Source organism: Blautia sp. MSJ-9, from assembly GCF_018919065.1.
Taxonomy (GTDB): Bacteria; Bacillota; Clostridia; order Lachnospirales; family Lachnospiraceae; genus Blautia_A.
Map to the genome: position 1 here is coordinate 53844 of NZ_JAHLQG010000027.1, position 18344 is coordinate 72187.

General features: G+C 42.4%; 12 protein-coding genes. 1 reads left to right on the plus strand and 11 read right to left on the minus strand.

What is annotated here, in order from left to right:
* Positions 1–27: 27 nt before the first annotated feature.
* The 7 genes from KQI87_RS07230 to KQI87_RS07260 all read right to left on the minus strand — a co-directional run bounded on the left by KQI87_RS07230 (position 28) and on the right by KQI87_RS07260 (position 10684).
* Positions 28–840 (minus strand): class I SAM-dependent DNA methyltransferase, encoded by an 813-nt coding sequence (locus KQI87_RS07230; RefSeq protein ID WP_022380950.1) that lies wholly within the window; start codon positions 838–840, stop codon positions 28–30.
* A 163-nt stretch (positions 841–1003) separates the two neighbouring features.
* On the minus strand, positions 1004–2152 hold the full coding sequence (locus tag KQI87_RS07235; RefSeq protein ID WP_216459578.1) for a hypothetical protein: 1149 nt from the start codon (positions 2150–2152) through the stop codon (positions 1004–1006).
* A gap of 436 nt (positions 2153–2588) precedes the next feature.
* Positions 2589–4646: a HelD family protein gene (locus KQI87_RS07240; RefSeq protein WP_216459579.1), complete on the minus strand. Its 2058-nt coding sequence runs from the start codon at positions 4644–4646 to the stop codon at positions 2589–2591.
* Positions 4647–4958: 312 nt separating this feature from the next.
* Entirely contained in the window at positions 4959–6797 is a 1839-nt protein-coding gene (locus KQI87_RS07245) for an ABC transporter ATP-binding protein (protein ID WP_216459580.1), read from the minus strand.
* A complete protein-coding gene (locus KQI87_RS07250) occupies positions 6794–8956 on the minus strand; it encodes an ABC transporter ATP-binding protein (RefSeq protein WP_216459581.1) in 2163 nt (720 codons plus the stop codon). Before KQI87_RS07250 ends, KQI87_RS07245 begins: the two co-directional genes overlap by 4 nt.
* A gap of 136 nt (positions 8957–9092) precedes the next feature.
* Complete coding sequence (locus KQI87_RS07255; RefSeq protein WP_216459582.1) at positions 9093–9566, minus strand: MarR family winged helix-turn-helix transcriptional regulator; 474 nt, start codon at positions 9564–9566, stop codon at positions 9093–9095.
* Positions 9567–9799: 233 nt separating this feature from the next.
* On the minus strand, positions 9800–10684 hold the full coding sequence (locus tag KQI87_RS07260; RefSeq protein ID WP_022381258.1) for a LysR family transcriptional regulator: 885 nt from the start codon (positions 10682–10684) through the stop codon (positions 9800–9802).
* A gap of 173 nt (positions 10685–10857) precedes the next feature.
* Here KQI87_RS07260 and KQI87_RS07265 point away from each other — a divergent pair, with 173 nt between their 5' ends.
* Positions 10858–12192 carry a sodium-dependent transporter gene (locus KQI87_RS07265; protein WP_055199617.1) on the plus strand — a complete coding sequence of 445 codons (1335 nt, stop codon included), beginning with the start codon at positions 10858–10860 and terminating at the stop codon, positions 12190–12192.
* A gap of 124 nt (positions 12193–12316) precedes the next feature.
* On the opposite strand, the gene KQI87_RS07270 is transcribed toward KQI87_RS07265, so the two are convergent.
* The 4 genes from KQI87_RS07270 to clpB all read right to left on the minus strand — a co-directional run bounded on the left by KQI87_RS07270 (position 12317) and on the right by clpB (position 18038).
* Complete coding sequence (locus KQI87_RS07270; RefSeq protein WP_216459583.1) at positions 12317–13318, minus strand: cytidylate kinase-like family protein; 1002 nt, start codon at positions 13316–13318, stop codon at positions 12317–12319.
* Positions 13319–13333: 15 nt separating this feature from the next.
* The gene (locus tag KQI87_RS07275) at positions 13334–14773 is read right to left on the minus strand and encodes a sodium:proton antiporter (RefSeq protein WP_019162557.1); all 1440 of its coding nucleotides are present in this window, start codon (positions 14771–14773) and stop codon (positions 13334–13336) included.
* 499 nt (positions 14774–15272) lie between these two features.
* Positions 15273–15446: a DUF4250 domain-containing protein gene (locus tag KQI87_RS07280; RefSeq protein WP_008706656.1), complete on the minus strand. Its 174-nt coding sequence runs from the start codon at positions 15444–15446 to the stop codon at positions 15273–15275.
* Positions 15447–18038 carry an ATP-dependent chaperone ClpB gene (gene clpB / locus KQI87_RS07285; RefSeq protein ID WP_119243866.1) on the minus strand — a complete coding sequence of 864 codons (2592 nt, stop codon included), beginning with the start codon at positions 18036–18038 and terminating at the stop codon, positions 15447–15449. It lies immediately after the preceding gene.
* Positions 18039–18344: the final 306 nt, after the last annotated feature.

An 18344-nucleotide genomic window follows, 5' to 3' on the forward strand; every position in this document is an offset into this window, starting at 1 on the left:
TTAATTAAGAGGCCTGCTATAATCGCATCAATCCGCGCGATGTGTCTCAGGTTTCTCCGGAATCCTTCCATGATATCCGTTCTGTGCACTTTTTCCATGCTCTCTTGCAACAAAAGTCAGACGTTCACAATTCTCATCACCCGGATTATGAGTATATGCATCACAGACTGCCACCAGTTCCATTCCTGCTTTCACAATCATAGCCTTGATTGCTTCTATGGAATATGCTTTCTGTACATGTTCCTCCTCACACTTCTCATACAATCCGTCTTCTCTTGGAAGAAAAAGTGCCAGTTCATATACATTCAGGGCATTTTCCCTGTCATAACTGTTCTCCCAGATAAAGCTTCCGTCCTCTCTGTCCTCAGCAATAGTCGTATCGCCGATCACATCCCGGTATTTATGGACCGTATTCATATCAAAAATGAACAGTCCGCCCGGATCCAGATAATTATTTACCAGCGCAAAAAGATACTCCAGATCTTCCTCGTCCGTCAGATAATTCATACTGTCACAGACACTGATCACAGCACGAACCGTACCATATAACTCAAAATCCTGCATATCCTGCAAAAGATACAGAATATCATGACCGGATTCCGCCCGCTTCTCCATAGCCTCTGCAAGCATCTCCTCAGAATTATCGATACCGATCATATCGTATCCGGCATCTGCAAGCATCTCTGTCACAGTACCTGTTCCACATCCCAGCTCCAGAACCAGACCATCCCTGATCCCGTCCTGAGCCAGTGTTTCTATAATATAGTCTGCCCATTCACGATAGTTTACATTATCCATGAAAACATCATAAACACCGGCAAATCTTCCATATGATTCCATTCATCAGCCCTCATTATCTACCTGTTTTACTGTTCACAGCAACACATATTTTCTCTGCTATTCTATCACAATATCCGTTCTTATGTAAATAACAGGTTGTTCTCTGTCAGCGCAAAAAAGGACGACTGTTTTTTTACAGCAGCCGTCCTTTTCAACTTTTCTGTTACTGATTCTTAGGCATATAGCGGACATATGCCGGCTCTCCATGATAGTAATAGTCAACGCCATTCTCATCATAAACGTCCTCACCATTAGCAAAATCATAGGTATTTCCGTCATCATCACACCATGTACCGTCACCGTTCGGATAAATTACAAGCGGATATCCGTCGGAGTTTCTGTAAATAGTTCTTGTCTGATCTGTATCATAGTCCGGATCATCTGTTCCTACAGGTGTTCCGTCTGCATAATATCCATTGGAAGAACCATCGTCATAATCATAAGATCCGTCACTGCTGCCATCAGAAGTATAGTCTGAAGAACTGTAATCTGATGAACCGCCCGATGAAGTATCACTGTAAGAACCGTCTGTGCCTGCTGAAGAGCTTCCATCTGATGAACTGCCGGATGCTGTTCCGTCTGTACCTGCAGCCGCTGTTCCTGTAGTTCCTGAAGTGCCGTCCGCAGTTGTACCTGCTGTAGTTCCTGAAGTTTTTCCTGTTGCTGCTACTTTCAGTACAGAATCACCGGAAATAGTGAATGAATCAACAGAAGTCTTGATTCCTGCCAGTGCTTTCTCATCCTTTACAGAACCTGCAACACTGTAAAATTCTGTTGTATTATCTGTGAAATATTTATTTACAACATATTTATAGTCACTCTTATCAGTGAGGTAATGAACTGTATAGCTGTAAACATTTACACCGCTGACTTCCTCTGATTTATAATCCTGGATCTCAAAATCTGTACCTTCTACAAGATTATCTGCCTTTACAAGTGCAGAGGCTGTATCCTGTGAGCTTGGAATGATCGCCACAGACATATCCTCATCACCGGAACCATGCAGGATCAGGAGTTTGCCCTGTTTCGGTGACTCGAAGCTTAACATATCGTCAGAATCTGATTTATTCGCCCATGTCGCATCCGGAAGTTTAATGGATACTGCTTTGTTCTTAGATGTATAGGTAGTATTCTGGGCATTGGCCGATGCAGGGGTAGGAGTTGCTTTCGCTGCTTTGGTTGGCTCCGGTGTAGGAGTTACCTGTACCACACTTGAATCCTCGTCACTGCCGCCTCCAAAGTTACATGCAGTCATGGAAACAGATAATACAGCTGTTAAGGCCAATAACATTAGTACTCTTTTATTTTTCATAATATCCTCCTTAGAATAGATATATAGTCTTCAGGTAATATTTGATATCAGGTCAGGAGAGGAAACCTCTCTCTGATATTATTATAACTGTTCCGTACTTTATAAAATATGGTGTCAGGGACAAAAGGTATTTTGCCACTGACATTATATATTTTACAGTTTCATTACATAGATGTCAATGTCGATTTCTCAGCCTTCTGCGTTTTACATAGTCTATCGTTACTGTTCACTCCGTTCACAGTAACATAGCCAAAATTCATTCCAGATTGCCTGCGGCAATGGAATTTTGGCTTGTATGTCTCGGGATTTTGGCATATTCATGCCAAAACACCTCGCGGGATAGTGGCGTGTGAACAGTAACAGTCTATCATAACGCCATTTTTCTGCTTCATCATACCATTTATCTTTTTTTCTCTGTAACTGGAAGATTACTTTTTTATTTTTCCACTTCATACATATGCAGTTCATGAAGGGCTCTTGTTGCAGCGATATATCTCGCCTGACGCACAAGCGGTGTCTGGTCTTTCTGCGGAAATACTGCAAATACCTGATCAAATTCCAGACCTTTTGCCAGATAGAATGTCGTAACTGTAAGACCCTTCTTAAAGCTTGTGCTGTTTCTGTCCAGATAAGACAGGCGTTCTTTTACATCAAATCCTTTTTCTCCCAGAATTTCCTTCAGAAGAAGCCACATATGTTCTGCTTCTTTCTCTGTACGCAGGACAACCGCTGCTGTTTCATATTCTTCTTCGCCGAGTTTCAGAGTTTCTGCAATCTCTTCCGCAGCATGGCTCATATCTGCAAATATTTTCTCCTCCACCGGAGCACCATGACGTTCAAAGAGTTCCATATCTTCAATACCCGCAAGCTGATTTGCATAAGACGCAATCTCTATGGTGTTACGGTAACTCTTATTCATAATGATCTTGTGGATATCTCTCCCGAAAATCTTCGGCAGAAATTTCAGCACATCCTGCTGTTTGTCATCCATAGTCTGTGCCCGGTCACCCAGGATCGTCATTTTGCAGGAGAAAATCCTCTGCAGGATTTCATACTGAAGCCTTGAGTAATCCTGCATCTCATCTACCACCAGATGCTTGATATTGCTTCTTCCCTGCTGGCTCTGCAAACGATATTTCAGATAAAGAACAGGATAAACATCCTCATATTTCAGCTTTCTTTTCTCATAAGAAACACGCGGAAGTCCTTTGTATCCGTTCTCTTTCAGGAACTGACTGTAGATCACATAAAGATCTCCGGTCACATACAGTTTCATGAATTTCTCACGGATCTGGTCTTTCTCATCATCCGCCAGATCACGATCCCGCAGGGTTTCCACCTCGTCAATAAAATAATCTGCAACTGCATCCATTCTTGAAAGAAGCGGAAAATCCTGAAATTTGAAATAAAACAATTCAATAATCTCTGATTCTGTCTTTACAAATCCCTTATATTCCACATCTTTAAAATTCATCAGCCGGTCTTCCAGTTCCACCAGATAGCGTTCCATAAGATTTATAAATTCCATGGACTGTTTCTCCTCTGCAAGAGAAGCTTTCTGCGGAAAACGGATTCTGCGTTCAATTTCATCATAGCGGTCTTCGCAGTCAGAAACTGTATCCCTAAGCTGCTTATAGGCAAAAAGATCAAAGCTCATTTCCTTAATATTCTCTTCTCCCAGTTCAGGAAGGATATGGGAGATATAATCGGAAAACACTCCATTTGGCGACAGGATCAGAATATTGGAAGACTTCAGATTCTGTCTGTCATGATAGAGAAGATAGGCAATCCTGTGAAGTGCAACAGAAGTTTTCCCGCTTCCTGCCGCACCCTGGATTACCATGATCCTGTCTTTGGTATTTCGAATGATGGCATTCTGCTCTTTCTGAATGGTACGGATGATGTTCTTAAGCTGTACCTCACCGTTACTTCCCAGTTCTGCTTTCAGGATCTCATCATCAATTTTTACATCACTTTCAAATTCATAGATCATTTTTCCGTTGCGGATCTTGTACTGCCATTTGGAAGCAACCTCACCATGGATTTCACCCATGGGAGCCTCATAAGAAGCCGGTCCTTTGTCATAGTCATAAAACAGACCGCTTACCGGAGCACGCCAGTCGTATACTAATGGAATATGCCCTGCTTTCTCTGCAAAATTTCCAATTCCAATATAAAAGATCTCCGGTTCGTCCTCTCCTTCGTAAATGAAATCCACTCTTCCGAAGAATGGAGAATCTGCCATTCTGCGAAATCTCTGTTTCAGAATCAGCTGCTCTTCATTTGCGGAAATCTGGCGGAACAATGCCTGCTGATTATCATAATTCTCATAGCCATACTGGTCCATCTCTGTATAATTTTCCCAGTAATACTCATGCATTCCCTCAATCTCTTTCTGGCCTTCCACCAGAGAGAGGCTGATCTCTGTGATACGTTCTTTTAATTTTTCCAGCACATAGCCCAGATATTCTCTGCCGTTTTTCTTATCTGTCATATTGTTAATATCCTCTGATATTTGCAGCTGTTCAGTAACTTCACAGCTACAATACTCCTTATTATTGTTATCATTTTCTTCTGTTTCTATGATAAAATTTATCATTTTTCGTAAGTTAGTTTTTAATTATAACATATTACCAGCTAACAGAAAAGGCAAAAATCCGGCAAATTTACAGGTGAATTTACAGACAAAAATCCCTCAGCCGGTATCTGTGTGATCCTATATCTTTCTGGCAAAGGAAATATCTGCATTAACCTGGAGCCGAATATATTCTCTTTCACAAATACCCCTGAGGGATTTATAATAACTTTATGCAGTTGCCTTATTCTCAAACTGGCTGTTATACAGGTCTGCATAGAAGCCTTTCTTAGCCAGAAGCTCTTCATGATTTCCCTGCTCGATAATGTCACCGTCTTTCATAACCAGGATCAGATCTGCATCCTTGATGGTAGAAAGTCTGTGCGCGATCACAAAGCTGGTTCTGCCCTTCATCAGATTGTCCATGGCTTTCTGGATACGCACTTCGGTTCTGGTATCTACAGAAGAGGTTGCCTCATCCAGAATCAGAATCTTATTATTTGCAAGGATTGCCCTGGCAATAGTGAGAAGCTGTTTCTGTCCCTGGGAAATATTGCTGGTTTCTTCATCCAGAACCATATCATAGCCGCCCGGCTGCTGCATAATAAAGTTGTGCACATGGGCTACCTTTGCTGCTGCGATCACCTCTTCATCTGTAGCATCCAGACGTCCGTAACGGATATTTTCCATAATGGTTCCCGAGAACAGCCAGGTATCCTGAAGCACCATTCCAAACATCTCTCTCAGGCTGCTTCTGTTAAAGTCTTTGATGTCATAACCGTCTACCTTAATACTTCCGCCATTGAGATCATAGAATCTCATAAGCAATTTCACCATCGTTGTCTTTCCTGCACCTGTTGGACCTACAATGGCAATCTTCTGACCATCCTTCACATCTGCGGAGAAGTCATTGATAATGATCTTATCCGGATTGTAACCGAATTTTACATGCTCAAACTGAACATCTCCTGTAAGTGTATCAATATCTACAGGGTTCTTCTCATTCTGGCTCTCTTCCGGCTCCTCCAGGAATTCAAATACACGCTCGGAAGCTGCAGCAGAGGACTGTAACAGGTTAGTGACCTGTGCGATCTGCTGGATTGGCTGTGTAAAGTTACGGATGTACTGGAAGAAGGACTGGATATCACCGACCTCAATACTTTTTTTGATTACAAACACACCGCCCAGAAGAGCTACCATTACGTATCCAAGGTTACCTACAAACTGCATGATCGGCATCATCATTCCTGAGAAGAACTGAGATTTCCATGCAGATTCATAAAGCTTCTGATTGTCTTTTTCAAATTCCTCTACTACATCATTCTCTTTGTTGAAAACTCTGACCACATTATGACCACCGAAGTTTTCTTCGATCTGACCGTTTACTTTACCCAGATAGCTCTGCTGATCCTGGAAATATTTCTGGGAATGCTTCATGACAGTCTGGATGATGAACATGGAAACCGGCAGGATCAGAAGTGCTGCCAGAGTCATCCACACATTAATGGAAAGCATCATAATAAATACACCGATCAGGGTTGTCACTGATGTGATCAGCTGTGTCAGACTCTGGTTCAGACTCATCTGCAAAGTGTCCACATCATTGGTGATACGGGAGAGGATCTCACCGTTTGTTCTGCTCTCATAATAATTCAGAGGCAGTCTATTGATTTTCTTTGAAATATCTTTTCTCAGATTATAGGTGACATCATTGGAGATTCCTGACATTACAAATCCCTGTACAAAGGAAAAGCATGCACTTAACACATACAATCCAAGTGTCCATAACAGGATCATCCCGATCTTTCCAAAGTCGATTTCACCGGTTCCGTTTACCTTAGCAACCAGGCCGTTAAACAGCTCTGTTGTCGCCTTACCTAAAATCTTAGGCCCTACAATACTAAACACAGTTCCCGCTACTGCAAAGATAAACATCAGTATAAAGCGGAATTTATATCGTCCCATATAGCGGAAAAGCTTAGCCATGGAGCCTTTGAAGTCTTTCGCCTTTTCGCCGGACATCATACGTCCATGTCCTCCCATAGGACCTCTTCTTCTCTGTTCGCTCATGCCAGTTCCTCCTCTGATAACTGAGATCTTGCAATCTGCTGATATACCTCACAATTTGCCATCAGTTCCTTATGAGTTCCAATGCCTGCCATATGTCCGTCGTCCAGTACAATGATCTGGTCTGCACCAAGGATGGTACTGATTCTCTGGGCAACGATCACAGTAGTTGCATCTTTGGTATATTCCTTCAATGCCTTTCTTAACTGACTGTCAGTCTTAAAGTCAAGGGCAGAGAAGCTGTCATCAAAGATAAAGATCTCCGGATCCTTTGCAATGGCTCTGGCAATGGACAGACGCTGTTTCTGTCCACCTGAAACATTGGTACCTCCCTGTGATACAGGGGATTTATATTTCTCCGGTTTGGTATCAATAAATTCTGTAGCCTGTGCAACCTCTGCTGCTTCTTTCACCTGTGCATCAGTGATCTCCGGCTTACCATAGCGGATATTGGAATCAATAGTACCTGAGAAAAGTACACCCTTCTGAGGCACATATCCCAGCTTATCACGAAGCTCTTTCTGAGTCATGTCGCGGACATCCACACCATCCACTTTAACAGAACCCTTTGTCACATCATAGTATCTTGGGATCAGATTGATCAGGGTACTTTTACCACTTCCTGTACTTCCGATTACTGCGATCGTCTGACCTTTCTTTGCTTTAAAGGAAATGTCTGTCAGTACATTCTCACCTGCTTCCGGGTAAGCAAAGGATACATGGTCAAATTCGATCTCACCTTTCACACTTTCTGACGGATGTACCGGAGTTTCCGGATCCTGAATGGAAACCTCTGTTTTCAGAACCTCATCAATACGAAGCGCTGCAACATTTGCTCTCGGGAGCATAATGGACATTGCAGTGATCATCAGGAAGGACATAATGATCTGCATTGCATACTGGATAAATGCCATAACATTACCAACCTGCATGGTTCCGTTGTCTACTGCATGGGCACCACTGTAAATAATAAGTACAGATACACCATTCATGATCAGCATCATAATAGGCATCATAAAAGTCATACATCTGTTGACAAACAGGTTTGTTTTTGTCAGATCCAGGTTTGCTTTCTCAAAACGCTCTTCCTCATGCTTTTCACGGCTGAATGCGCGGATAACCGGAATACCTGTCAGGATCTCACGTGATACCAGGTTCAGTCTGTCGATCAGAGTCTGTAAGATAGTGAATTTAGGCATTGCCACCTGGAACAGCACAAAGATCACAATCAGGATCAGGCCAACTGCCACACCAAGGATCCATGTCATGGAAGAATCTGTGTTCAATACCTTAATCACACCACCAATACCAAGGATCGGCGCGTACAGAACAATACGGAACATCATTGCCATAACCTGTTGTACCTGCTGCACATCATTGGTACTTCGTGTGATCAGGGATGCTGTGGAGAATTTGTGATATTCTCTGCTGGAGAAGCTCATAACCTTACGGTAAATGCTGTTTCTCAGGTCATGACCAAGTCTGCCTGCCACTCTGGCTGAAATAAATGTAACACTGATGGCTGCCAGCATGATTACCAATGCCATAGCAAGCATTCTGATACCTGACATCAGGATGTAACGCATCTGGATGGCATCCACATCTGTTCCCAGTGCTTCATATTCTGAAGCAACAAAAGAAACACCAGCCTGTGTCACAATAGACTCCGGCATATCTTTCAGCTTCTCATCCACCTGACTCATGATCTGCTGTACTGCTTCTTCCGGCATCTGCGCCAGTGCTGTCAGTGGATCTGTTCCCTCTGGAAGACCCATCTGTGCAACCATTGCCTGCCCCTGCTCACTGTCTTCGGAAAAGGCAGATACCATCATCATTGCCTTGGAGAAATCCTCATTTAAATTCTCTCTGGTTTCTTTGGAAATATCATCATTTAATACCCAGGTATCATCTTTCTGTGTATAATTCTGTGAAACTTCCTTTTTCTGATCCTCTTCCATAAAAATCTGAAGATTCTGCAAGGTTAAATCCCGAAGCTTATCCGGCACACTGTCTTCAATACCTTTCTGCTGGATACCTACATTAATGATCTTGGAGGTATAATCCGGCAGGGAAAGATCACAGTACGCCTGCAGAAACAGAAGTGCTATGATCAGGACAATGTATCCCGCTGATTTCTTCAGATATTTCATCAGTTTAATCATTGCTTGATTCCCTCTTTTCCTATTTTTAATGTATGTCTGTGTCAAACTCATAGGTCAGTTCTTTCACAGACAATATTTTTATCTGAACATGCTGATACAGTTTTCTCAATCTGCTCCATCATGTATTTTTCAGTTTCTACCTGTTGACAGGTATCTCCGAAATATTATCCAGAATCTGCCCAAAAAACCTTCGTAAAAGACATAGTTCCGCTTCGCTGAAATTGCTGAACATCACTTTCTCCACAGCTTTGCTTTCCTGCTGGAGCTCCTCCACGATTTTTCTTCCGTTTTCTGTCAGATATACACGCATGATGCGTTGATCTTTATCATCACGTTTCCTGCAGACAATGTTTGCTTTCTCCAGACGCTGGATACTTACATTTACAGTGGGCGGTGTTACACCCATCCACTCTGCAATCTCCTTCTGGCTGCAGCCGTTATGTCTGTATACGATCATAATGATCGGCATCTGTCCCTGTTGGATACCGATTTCCCGTATACGCTGCATACATCTCATACCATATTGGCGGTTGATTTCCATAAAGAGAGCAGGCATGCTTTTCTCTTCCCGTTTCTCTTTCTCATTCTTCTCATCTTCCGGGCACCACATAACTTCACTCCTTTCCGGCCTCTGTCCTCTTTCAGGTCTGATATTATTCTTTAATTAGCCTGACTAATCATATATAATATACTTTTAGACAAAAAATGCAAGTGTTTTTTGTGCAGTTTATAATTATTTTAGATTCAACTTTGATATTTCCAATTTATAAATATTCTATTTTATTTTGCCCGGCTAATTTTTTTCATCCCAGGTCGAATAAAATTTCCAATATTCTTCAAGCTCTATCTCTGCATAACTTCTTTATAAAATTCTATAAACACATTAATTGCCGGAGACCGCCATTTATTTTTGTGGAGCAGCAACTGTGTCCATACAGTTACCGGGCAGCCGGCAACATCCAGTCTTTTAATCTGTCCGTCTTTCACATATTTCTCCGAAATAAAATCCGGAAGAAAGGAAAGCAGGCTGCTGTTTTTTACCAGTTCACATATCTGAAGCGGATTTCCGATTTCAAGAACCGGACGGATTTCCAGTGATTGGGACGCAAGGGTTTCATTCAGTATTTTTCTGTAGCTCATGGCTTGTTCTGTTAACACAAACTCATTCTGAGAGATTTCACTTAATTTCCATGAACAGCCTGCAACAGGATTATCAGCCGCTACAATAAAATGAACCTGTTCTTCCTGTTCAGCACAAATAATAAAATCCGAATCATAAATATGCCTGTCCAGAGTAAAAACCAGATCTGTTTCGTTCTTCCGTAATTTATCAAACATCTGCTCTGTACCGTTTTCTGTTATCTCCACTTTTATTTCCGGATACTGATGATGAAAACGCAGAAAATCATTTTTAAAATATCTGCTGCAGACAGAACTAGACATAGACAACCGGATCTCGCCTTCAATGCTTTCAGCCGAATTCAGCGAATCAAGCATTTTCGCCTGTGCCTTCAGAATGTTTCGAGCCTGCTGCAAAACTAAAACACCCTTTTCCGTAAGATTGATTTTATGATAATAACGGTCAAACAGCCTGACATCAAGTTCCTTTTCCAGTTGTTTAATCTGTGAAGAAACTGTAGACTGCGTATATCCCAGTTCCTTTGCAGCAGCCGAAAATCCGGAATATTCACATACTGCAATAAAAGTTTTTAACACATTTGTATCCATTTCTCGTTCCTTTCCCATATTTTTTTCAATATTTTTCCATCAAAACGCAGAAGCGTTATTTTTCTTATATAAACGATATTTTCAATAATATACAACAAAACAATCAATTTTACAAATATTGTTTTTTATCTTATAATATCCCTTATATGAACTTCTGAAGGGAGCGTTATCTTATGAAACGTGAACAGCTTGGAAGCCGGCTTGGCTTCATTATGCTTTCCGCCGGCTGCGCCATTGGCTGCGGAAATGTATGGAAATTCCCGTGGATGTGCGGGCAAAATGGCGGCGGCAGCTTTATGCTGATCTATCTTCTGTGTCTGGTCATCCTGGGAATCCCGGCTCTTGTGTTGGAATTTTCCATCGGAAGAGCGGCTCAGACAAGTCCCCTTTTCATGTACCGTAAGCTGGAAAAGCCAGGACAGAAATGGGGGATTTTCGGTTGGTTCTGTCTGCTTGGCAACATTGCCCTGATGGCATTTTACACTGTTGTCTGCGGCTGGATCATTTATTATTTTGTACAGTTTCTCAGAGGTAAAAACGGTTCACTGGGATTTTCAGCTATGATTTCCTCTCCCTCTGTGAATGTATTCTTCTTACTGGTCACTGTAGTCATTGCATTTTTCATCCTTTCCTTCAATCTTCAGGGAGGACTGGAACGTGTGACAAAATATATGATGTCTGCACTGCTGGTACTGATGCTTGCTCTCGCTGTGCACAGTCTTTTTCTGAAAGGCGCTGGTGAGGGAATGACCTTTTATCTGAAACCGGATTTCTCAAAGATTGATGGTTCGGTGATCGTAGGGGCAATGAATCAGGCATTCTTTACTTTGTCTACAGGTATGGGTGGCATGGCTATCTTTGGCAGCTATATTGGTAAAGAACATTCTCTGATGGGGGAAGCTATTCATGTGATCACACTGGACACACTGGTTGCTTTTCTGGCAGGAGTTATTATTTTCCCTGCATGCTTTACCTTTAATCTGGAAGTAAATGCAGGTCCGAGCCTTCTGTTTGATACAATGGCAGCAGTTTTTAACAACATGTCCGGAGGTCGCATCTGGGGTTCCTTATTCTTCCTGTTCATGGTATTTGCAGCTATGTCAACAGTTCTGGGAGTGTGCGAAAACATCCTGGCAATGATACGTGAGCTTACCGGCTGGTCCCGTCCAAAAGGCAGCGTGGTCTGCGGCACAGGTGTCTTTCTTCTGGCACTTACCACAGCCCTTGGTTTCAGCGTTTTCCACTTCCAGCCATTTGCGGAAGGAACTACCTGGCTTGATTTCTGGGATTTTATTGTTTCCAACAATATTTTACCCCTTGGCTCTCTCATCCTTGCACTCTTCTGCTGTAATAAGTTCGGCTGGGGATGGGATAACTTTATCAAAGAGAGCAATACCGGTAAGGGTTTAAAAGTACAAAGCTGGATGAAACCGCTCTTCCGGTTTGTACTTCCGATTATGATTGCCTTTATCTATATTTATGGAATGTTCACATTCAACTGGAAATAAAAAAATAAGCTCTGTGGATTTTTCTTTTATCCACAGAGCTTATTTTCTTTGTCAGGCGGATATTCGCAATCCGCTTCGCTATTTACTTGATTCGGTTAAATCAGACAGATAAATCTCCTTCTGATCAGTGAACTTTCTGATCCAGCATTCTTTGGATCAATTCAATTGTATCCTTCAGTCCATAGTTGGCACTGTTGATACACAAATCATAATTCTCCGGTTTTCCCCATTTCTCACCGGTATAAAATTCATAATATTTCTTATGCTGCTTATCCATCTGCTTCAGAAAACGTACTGCCTGTTTCAGATTCATATTACGGATATCCATAACATGCTGCACACGAACCTGGAAGGGAGCACTGATAAACAGGCTGATATGCGGAATGTGATTATTCTTCAAAATCATATCTGCACAGCGCCCCATGATCACACAGTCTTCACTTTTTGCCAGTTCACAGATCAAATCACTCATATTAAAGAAAACCGCATCCTGTTTCGGAAGTCCGTGATAACGATTGAATTCCCTGAACCAGGTTTTCAGATCTGTATGTTTTTTCTTTCTGTATTTATCAAATTTCTCAAAATTACCTGTATCACTAACTACACTTTTATCTGCCTGCAGACGCTTCATAACCTGATCAAAGATTTCTGCATCATAATAGTTGATCTGAAGCTGATCTGCCAGTTCAAATCCGATATCATTACCGCCACTTCCCTGTGTACGGCTGATACAGATGATCAGATGATCATTTTCGGAAATCTCATTCTGTCGTCTTGCGATCAGATTATTCAGACTGATACGTTCTTTATCTACAATATCTGTCTGTCCAAATGTATCCGGAAGACTTTCGATCTCTTTCAGAATACTGTCATACTCTATCATAAGACGTCTTCTCTCGCTCTTATCCCTGATGGTACGAGCCATGTTACTGATCAGCGCCAGTTCACTTCTGAGCAGATGTCCGTCCGGCTTGGTATACATCAGTGCTGCCAGATGACGGATGGTTGTTTCTTTCTGTCCTGTAAATGTACGTCCCAGAGAGGAACCCACACATTTATAAACTTCTTCGTCCAGGTTATAAATGCGTATTGCAAGTTCTTTACATTTTTCCTGATTATCCTGCATAATGATCCTCCCTCCTTATAAAAAGAATACAAACATATCGATAATAAACACCGGAACCAGAAATGCAACAGACCAGAGCATATATCCGAAGAATGATGGCATCTTCACACCGTTCTCATCAGAGATTGCCTTTACCATAAAGTTCGGGGCATTTCCGATATAAGTGTTGGCACCCATGAATACTGCACCACAGGAAATGGCAGACAGAATCTTGGTAGGTACAGTTCCCAGTGTGGTTGTGATTCCATTGGTAAATGCCAGCGTTCCTGCTGTTGTAAGGAATACCAGATAAGTAGGTGTGTTATCCAGGAAACTGGAAAGCGCACCGGTTGCCCAGAACATCTCTGCCGGTTCAGTAACTCCCAAATTCGGCCCTACAGCTTTCAGAAGCATCAATGCGGGCTGCATAGTGATAAAAATACCGATGAATAAAACCGCAACCTCCTGGATCGCCCCCCAGGTAAAATGGTTTCTGATACGGATCTGCTTATCTGTTGTCTTAAAGGAAAGAAAAGCAGCAAGCAGAATGATCACGATTTCGATCAGAGCCGGGAATGTCAGGGTTACTTCTCCAAAGAGATGAATGCCTCTTACATTGCCTGCTGCATCCTGGAATGCGGACATTCCCGGAAGTACACCGCTTAAAATTACCGCGCCAACGATCATCACAAGGAAGATGATATTGTGCAGTCCATCCAGACGGAACTGAGTACCCGGTTTACGGATATCCGGTTTACGTCCATTTGCAATATCCTTTCTGTAGGAACGTTTATCAATCTGATAAAATACAAACAGCAAAATGACCATATTAAAGATCAGTACAGGGAACAGATGCAGACTCCAGAAGAATGGAACACCTCGCATAAATCCCATTAACAGCGGCGGATCTCCGATCGGGGTAAGACATCCACCCATATTGGAAACCATGAAGATAAAAAAGATCATAATATGTCCTTTTCTCTTTCTCCATGAATTCATTTTAATTACCGGACGTACCATCAGCATACTGGCACCTGTAGTGCCGATACAGCTTGCCAGAAGAGTTCCCAGTGCAAGCAGACCTACATTAACACGGGGAGAACCTGCGAAATCACCCTCCATGGTAATATTACCTGATACGCAGAACAGGCCGAATAACAGAATGATGAATGTAAGATAATCATTCACAATACAGTCCAGAACTGTCTCTGCAGTCTTTCCGGCTCCATAAACGAAAGCAAATGGAACCACCATCAGAATGATCCATAAGGCAACAACCAGTGGCTGATGAGACTCCCACCACTCCGCTTTTACCAGAGGCATCACTGCAATACATAACAAAAGCCCTGCAAAGGGAATGCAAAGCCATACAGGTACTGTAGATGGTGCTTTGCTGCCTTCTGCCGCAAATACACTCAACGGACAAGCCAGAAGAACTGCAAAAAAAGCACCCAGTACGGTCACCAACTTTTTCAAAACTGCCACCTCCATATTTTATTTTTTCGCTCAATGCAGATATAGCAGTCAGAAAAATGGTTCGACTTGAAACAGGTGTTTCTTCCTATTATAAATGCATTCGATTTTTTACAGATGCAATTATATCATACAGCATACAAAAATCAATTGTAGGGATATTGAATATTTATACTTTATTCCCTGTTTTTTTATGCATTTTTAACATATTATCTGATAAATTTCGTTTATTTTTTAACAAGATAATCTGTTTTTCAGCTATTTTCCACTCCGTCTTATATATTTTTTAAAATTGTACTGATTTTGAAACACATAACCCAATAACAGCTCCACAGTTTATTACTTTTTTCGCAATTAGCGCAGTAAACTTTCTTATATAAGAAAGAATCCTGCTTGCAGGATTCTCCGCCTGCGACGGGTCGCTTCAGCGACATATTTCCTATAACACGAAAAATGCTCCCCGACAGCAATTCCCGCTGTCAGAGAGCATTTCGCATATTTCTTATATGAACTGATTGGTTGCCTCATCATACTCATAGTCGATGGAATGCATCTTCGCCACCAGTTCGTCTTTCTTCAGTCCTCTGCATGTACAGAGTGCTTCCAGGGAATCATAGTAATCCCTGAGCTGAGTATTCACATAACTCAGCAGAATCATTGGATCTTTGGGTATCATTTAGTTTCCGTCCTTTACCGTAACAATGAATTCCCCATTCTGAACATCCAGCACCAGAGTATCACCTGCATGAACATCTCCGGACAAAATCTTTCGTGCCGCAAGAGTCTCCACATATTTCTGCAGATAACGCTTCAGCGGACGTGCACCATATACCGGGTCATAGCCATTCTCGATAACCTGATTCTTAGCTGCTTCTGTCAGTTCCAGGGAAAGCTCCTGGTCTGCAAGACGTTTGTCAAGCTCGCTGACCATCAAATCTACTATCTTACCAATATTAGATTTTGTCAAGGGCTTAAACATAATTATTTCATCCAGACGGTTCAGAAATTCCGGACGGAAATGACCTCTCAGGTCATCCATAACCTGACTCTGAGCCTCAGGTTTGATCTCCCCATTCTCATCAATACCATCCAGCAAATACGGAGAACCGATGTTGGAGGTCATAATAAGAATCGTATTCTTAAAGTCAACTGTACGTCCCTGAGAATCTGTGATACGGCCATCATCCAGTACCTGCAACAGTACGTTAAACACATCCGGATGTGCTTTCTCAATCTCATCGAAAAGTACAACACTGTATGGTTTACGGCGGACTGCCTCAGTAAGCTGACCGCCCTCCTCATATCCTACATATCCCGGAGGCGCTCCGATCAGTCTGGATACAGAATACTTCTCCATGTACTCACTCATATCGATTCTGACCATATTCTGCTCATCATCAAACAGATTCTCTGCCAGAGTTTTGGCAAGCTCTGTCTTACCTACACCTGTAGGACCAAGGAACAGGAAAGAACCAATAGGTTTGGTCGGATCCTTGATGCCGGCTTTGGAACGAAGGATTGCATCTGTAACCCTCTTCACACCTTCATCCTGACCTACAACTCTCTTGTGAAGCTGATCTTCCAGAGTGAGGAGTTTCGCTCTCTCGCCTTCTGTCAGTCTTGTTACAGGAATACCGGTCCATCTGGAAATAATCCTTGCGATCTCATCATCAGTAACTGCCTCATGTACCAGACTTCTGTCACTTTCTTTGACACTCTTCTCTTCGATTTCCAGCTGCTGCTGTAATTTCGGAAGTTCACCGTACTGTAACTGTGCAGCCTTCTCCAGATCATAGTTCTGTTTTGCTTTCTGGATCTGCTTATTCACATCCTCAATCTGCTCACGAAGCTTCTGTAATTTCTCTACAGAATGCTTCTCATTATCCCACTGTGCTTTCTGTGTATTAAAGGTATCACGAAGCTCTGCCAGCTCCTTCTGAAGTGCTTCCAGACGTTCCTTACTCAGATTATCTGTCTCTTTCTTCAGTGCAGATTCCTCAATCTCCAGCTGCATAATCTTACGGCGCTGTTCATCCAGCTCTGAAGGCATGGAATCCAGCTCTGTCTTGATCAGGGCACAGGCCTCATCCACCAGGTCAATGGCCTTATCAGGAAGAAAACGGTCTGTGATATATCTATGTGAAAGTGTAGCCGCTGCAACCAGCGCACTGTCTGTGATCTTAACACCATGGAAGACCTCATATCTCTCCTTCAGACCACGAAGGATGGAAATGGTATCCTCCACTGTAGGTTCATCTACCATAACAGGCTGGAAACGACGTTCCAGAGCGGCATCTTTCTCAATATACTGACGGTACTCATCCAGAGTTGTGGCACCGATACAGTGAAGCTCACCTCTGGCAAGCATAGGCTTCAGCATATTGCTGGCATCCATGGCTCCGTCAGTCTTACCTGCACCGACGATCAGATGTAACTCATCAATGAAAAGAATGATGTTTCCTTCACTCTTTTTTACTTCTTCAAGGACTGCTTTCAGACGTTCCTCAAACTCACCTCTGTATTTGGCACCTGCTACCAGAGCACCCATGTCCAGGGCAAAAATCTTCTTATCCTTCAGACCTTCCGGCACATCCTCTGCCACGATTCGCTGTGCAAGGCCCTCGATTGCTGCAGTCTTACCTACACCAGGCTCACCGATAAGTACAGGATTGTTCTTGGTCTTACGGGAAAGGATTCTGATGATATTACGGATTTCCTCATCACGTCCGATCACAGGATCCAGCTTCTGGTTACGTGCCTTTTCGACTAAATCCTCACCATATTTATTCAAAGTATCATAAGTAGCTTCCGGATTGTCACTGACTACACGCTGATTGCCTCGTACTGTAGAAAGTGCCTGCAGGAAACGTTCCTTGGTAATACCAAATTCCTGAAACAGTTTCTTCATGCTTGGACTTGGATATCTTAATAAAGCAAGGAAGAGATGCTCTACAGAGACATATTCATCTCCCATTGCCTTGGCTTCATCCTCTGCACTGACCAGAGCCTTGTTCAGATACTGTCCGAAACGAAGCTCACCGCCGGATACCTTAACCTTAGCATCCAGTGCCTGATTCAGAGAATTTCTGAAATAATCTTTATCTATCTCCATCTTCTCGATCAGTTTAAGAATCAGGCTGTCTTCCTGTTCCAGCAGAGCATATAAAAGATGCTCCTCTTCAATCTCCTGGTTGCCAAACTGATAAGCAACCTTCTCCAGATCCTGGACAGCCTGTACGGATTTCTGTGTAAATTTACTGATATTCATAGGCTAACCCTCCTCTTATATGAGAAATATCTCTCCCACGGGAGAAATATGTTGTTTTCTTTGTTCTGCATGTAATATAACACACGTTATTAGCACTGTCAAGAGGTGAGTGCTAATTATTTTGTGAAGATTTTGTTAAGCCTTGATTTAACGGGCTTCACAGGGATTTTTCACTTACTTTCGCACTCGTTTTTCTTGATTTGACCACATTTGTACCAATAATTATCAATGCAATTCCATATAATACTTTTATTCACTGTATATTTAATTTTATCCAAGCGCTCCTTTCGTATCGAGGGTTTGGGA

Bases quoted from the DNA above. Each gene is read 5' to 3' on its own strand.
- KQI87_RS07230 (WP_022380950.1), bottom strand. From the start codon at position 840: ATGGAATCATATGGAAGATTTGCCGGTGTTTATGATGTTTTCATGGAT.
- KQI87_RS07235 (WP_216459578.1), bottom strand. From the start codon at position 2,152: ATGAAAAATAAAAGAGTACTAATGTTATTGGCCTTAACAGCTGTATTA.
- KQI87_RS07240 (WP_216459579.1), bottom strand. From the start codon at position 4,646: ATGACAGATAAGAAAAACGGCAGAGAATATCTGGGCTATGTGCTGGAA.
- KQI87_RS07245 (WP_216459580.1), bottom strand. From the start codon at position 6,797: ATGAGCGAACAGAGAAGAAGAGGTCCTATGGGAGGACATGGACGTATG.
- KQI87_RS07250 (WP_216459581.1), bottom strand. From the start codon at position 8,956: ATGATTAAACTGATGAAATATCTGAAGAAATCAGCGGGATACATTGTC.
- KQI87_RS07255 (WP_216459582.1), bottom strand. From the start codon at position 9,566: ATGTGGTGCCCGGAAGATGAGAAGAATGAGAAAGAGAAACGGGAAGAG.
- KQI87_RS07260 (WP_022381258.1), bottom strand. From the start codon at position 10,684: ATGGATACAAATGTGTTAAAAACTTTTATTGCAGTATGTGAATATTCC.
- KQI87_RS07265 (WP_055199617.1), top strand. From the start codon at position 10,858: ATGAAACGTGAACAGCTTGGAAGCCGGCTTGGCTTCATTATGCTTTCC.
- KQI87_RS07270 (WP_216459583.1), bottom strand. From the start codon at position 13,318: ATGCAGGATAATCAGGAAAAATGTAAAGAACTTGCAATACGCATTTAT.
- KQI87_RS07280 (WP_008706656.1), bottom strand. From the start codon at position 15,446: ATGATACCCAAAGATCCAATGATTCTGCTGAGTTATGTGAATACTCAG.
- clpB (WP_119243866.1), bottom strand. From the start codon at position 18,038: ATGAATATCAGTAAATTTACACAGAAATCCGTACAGGCTGTCCAGGAT.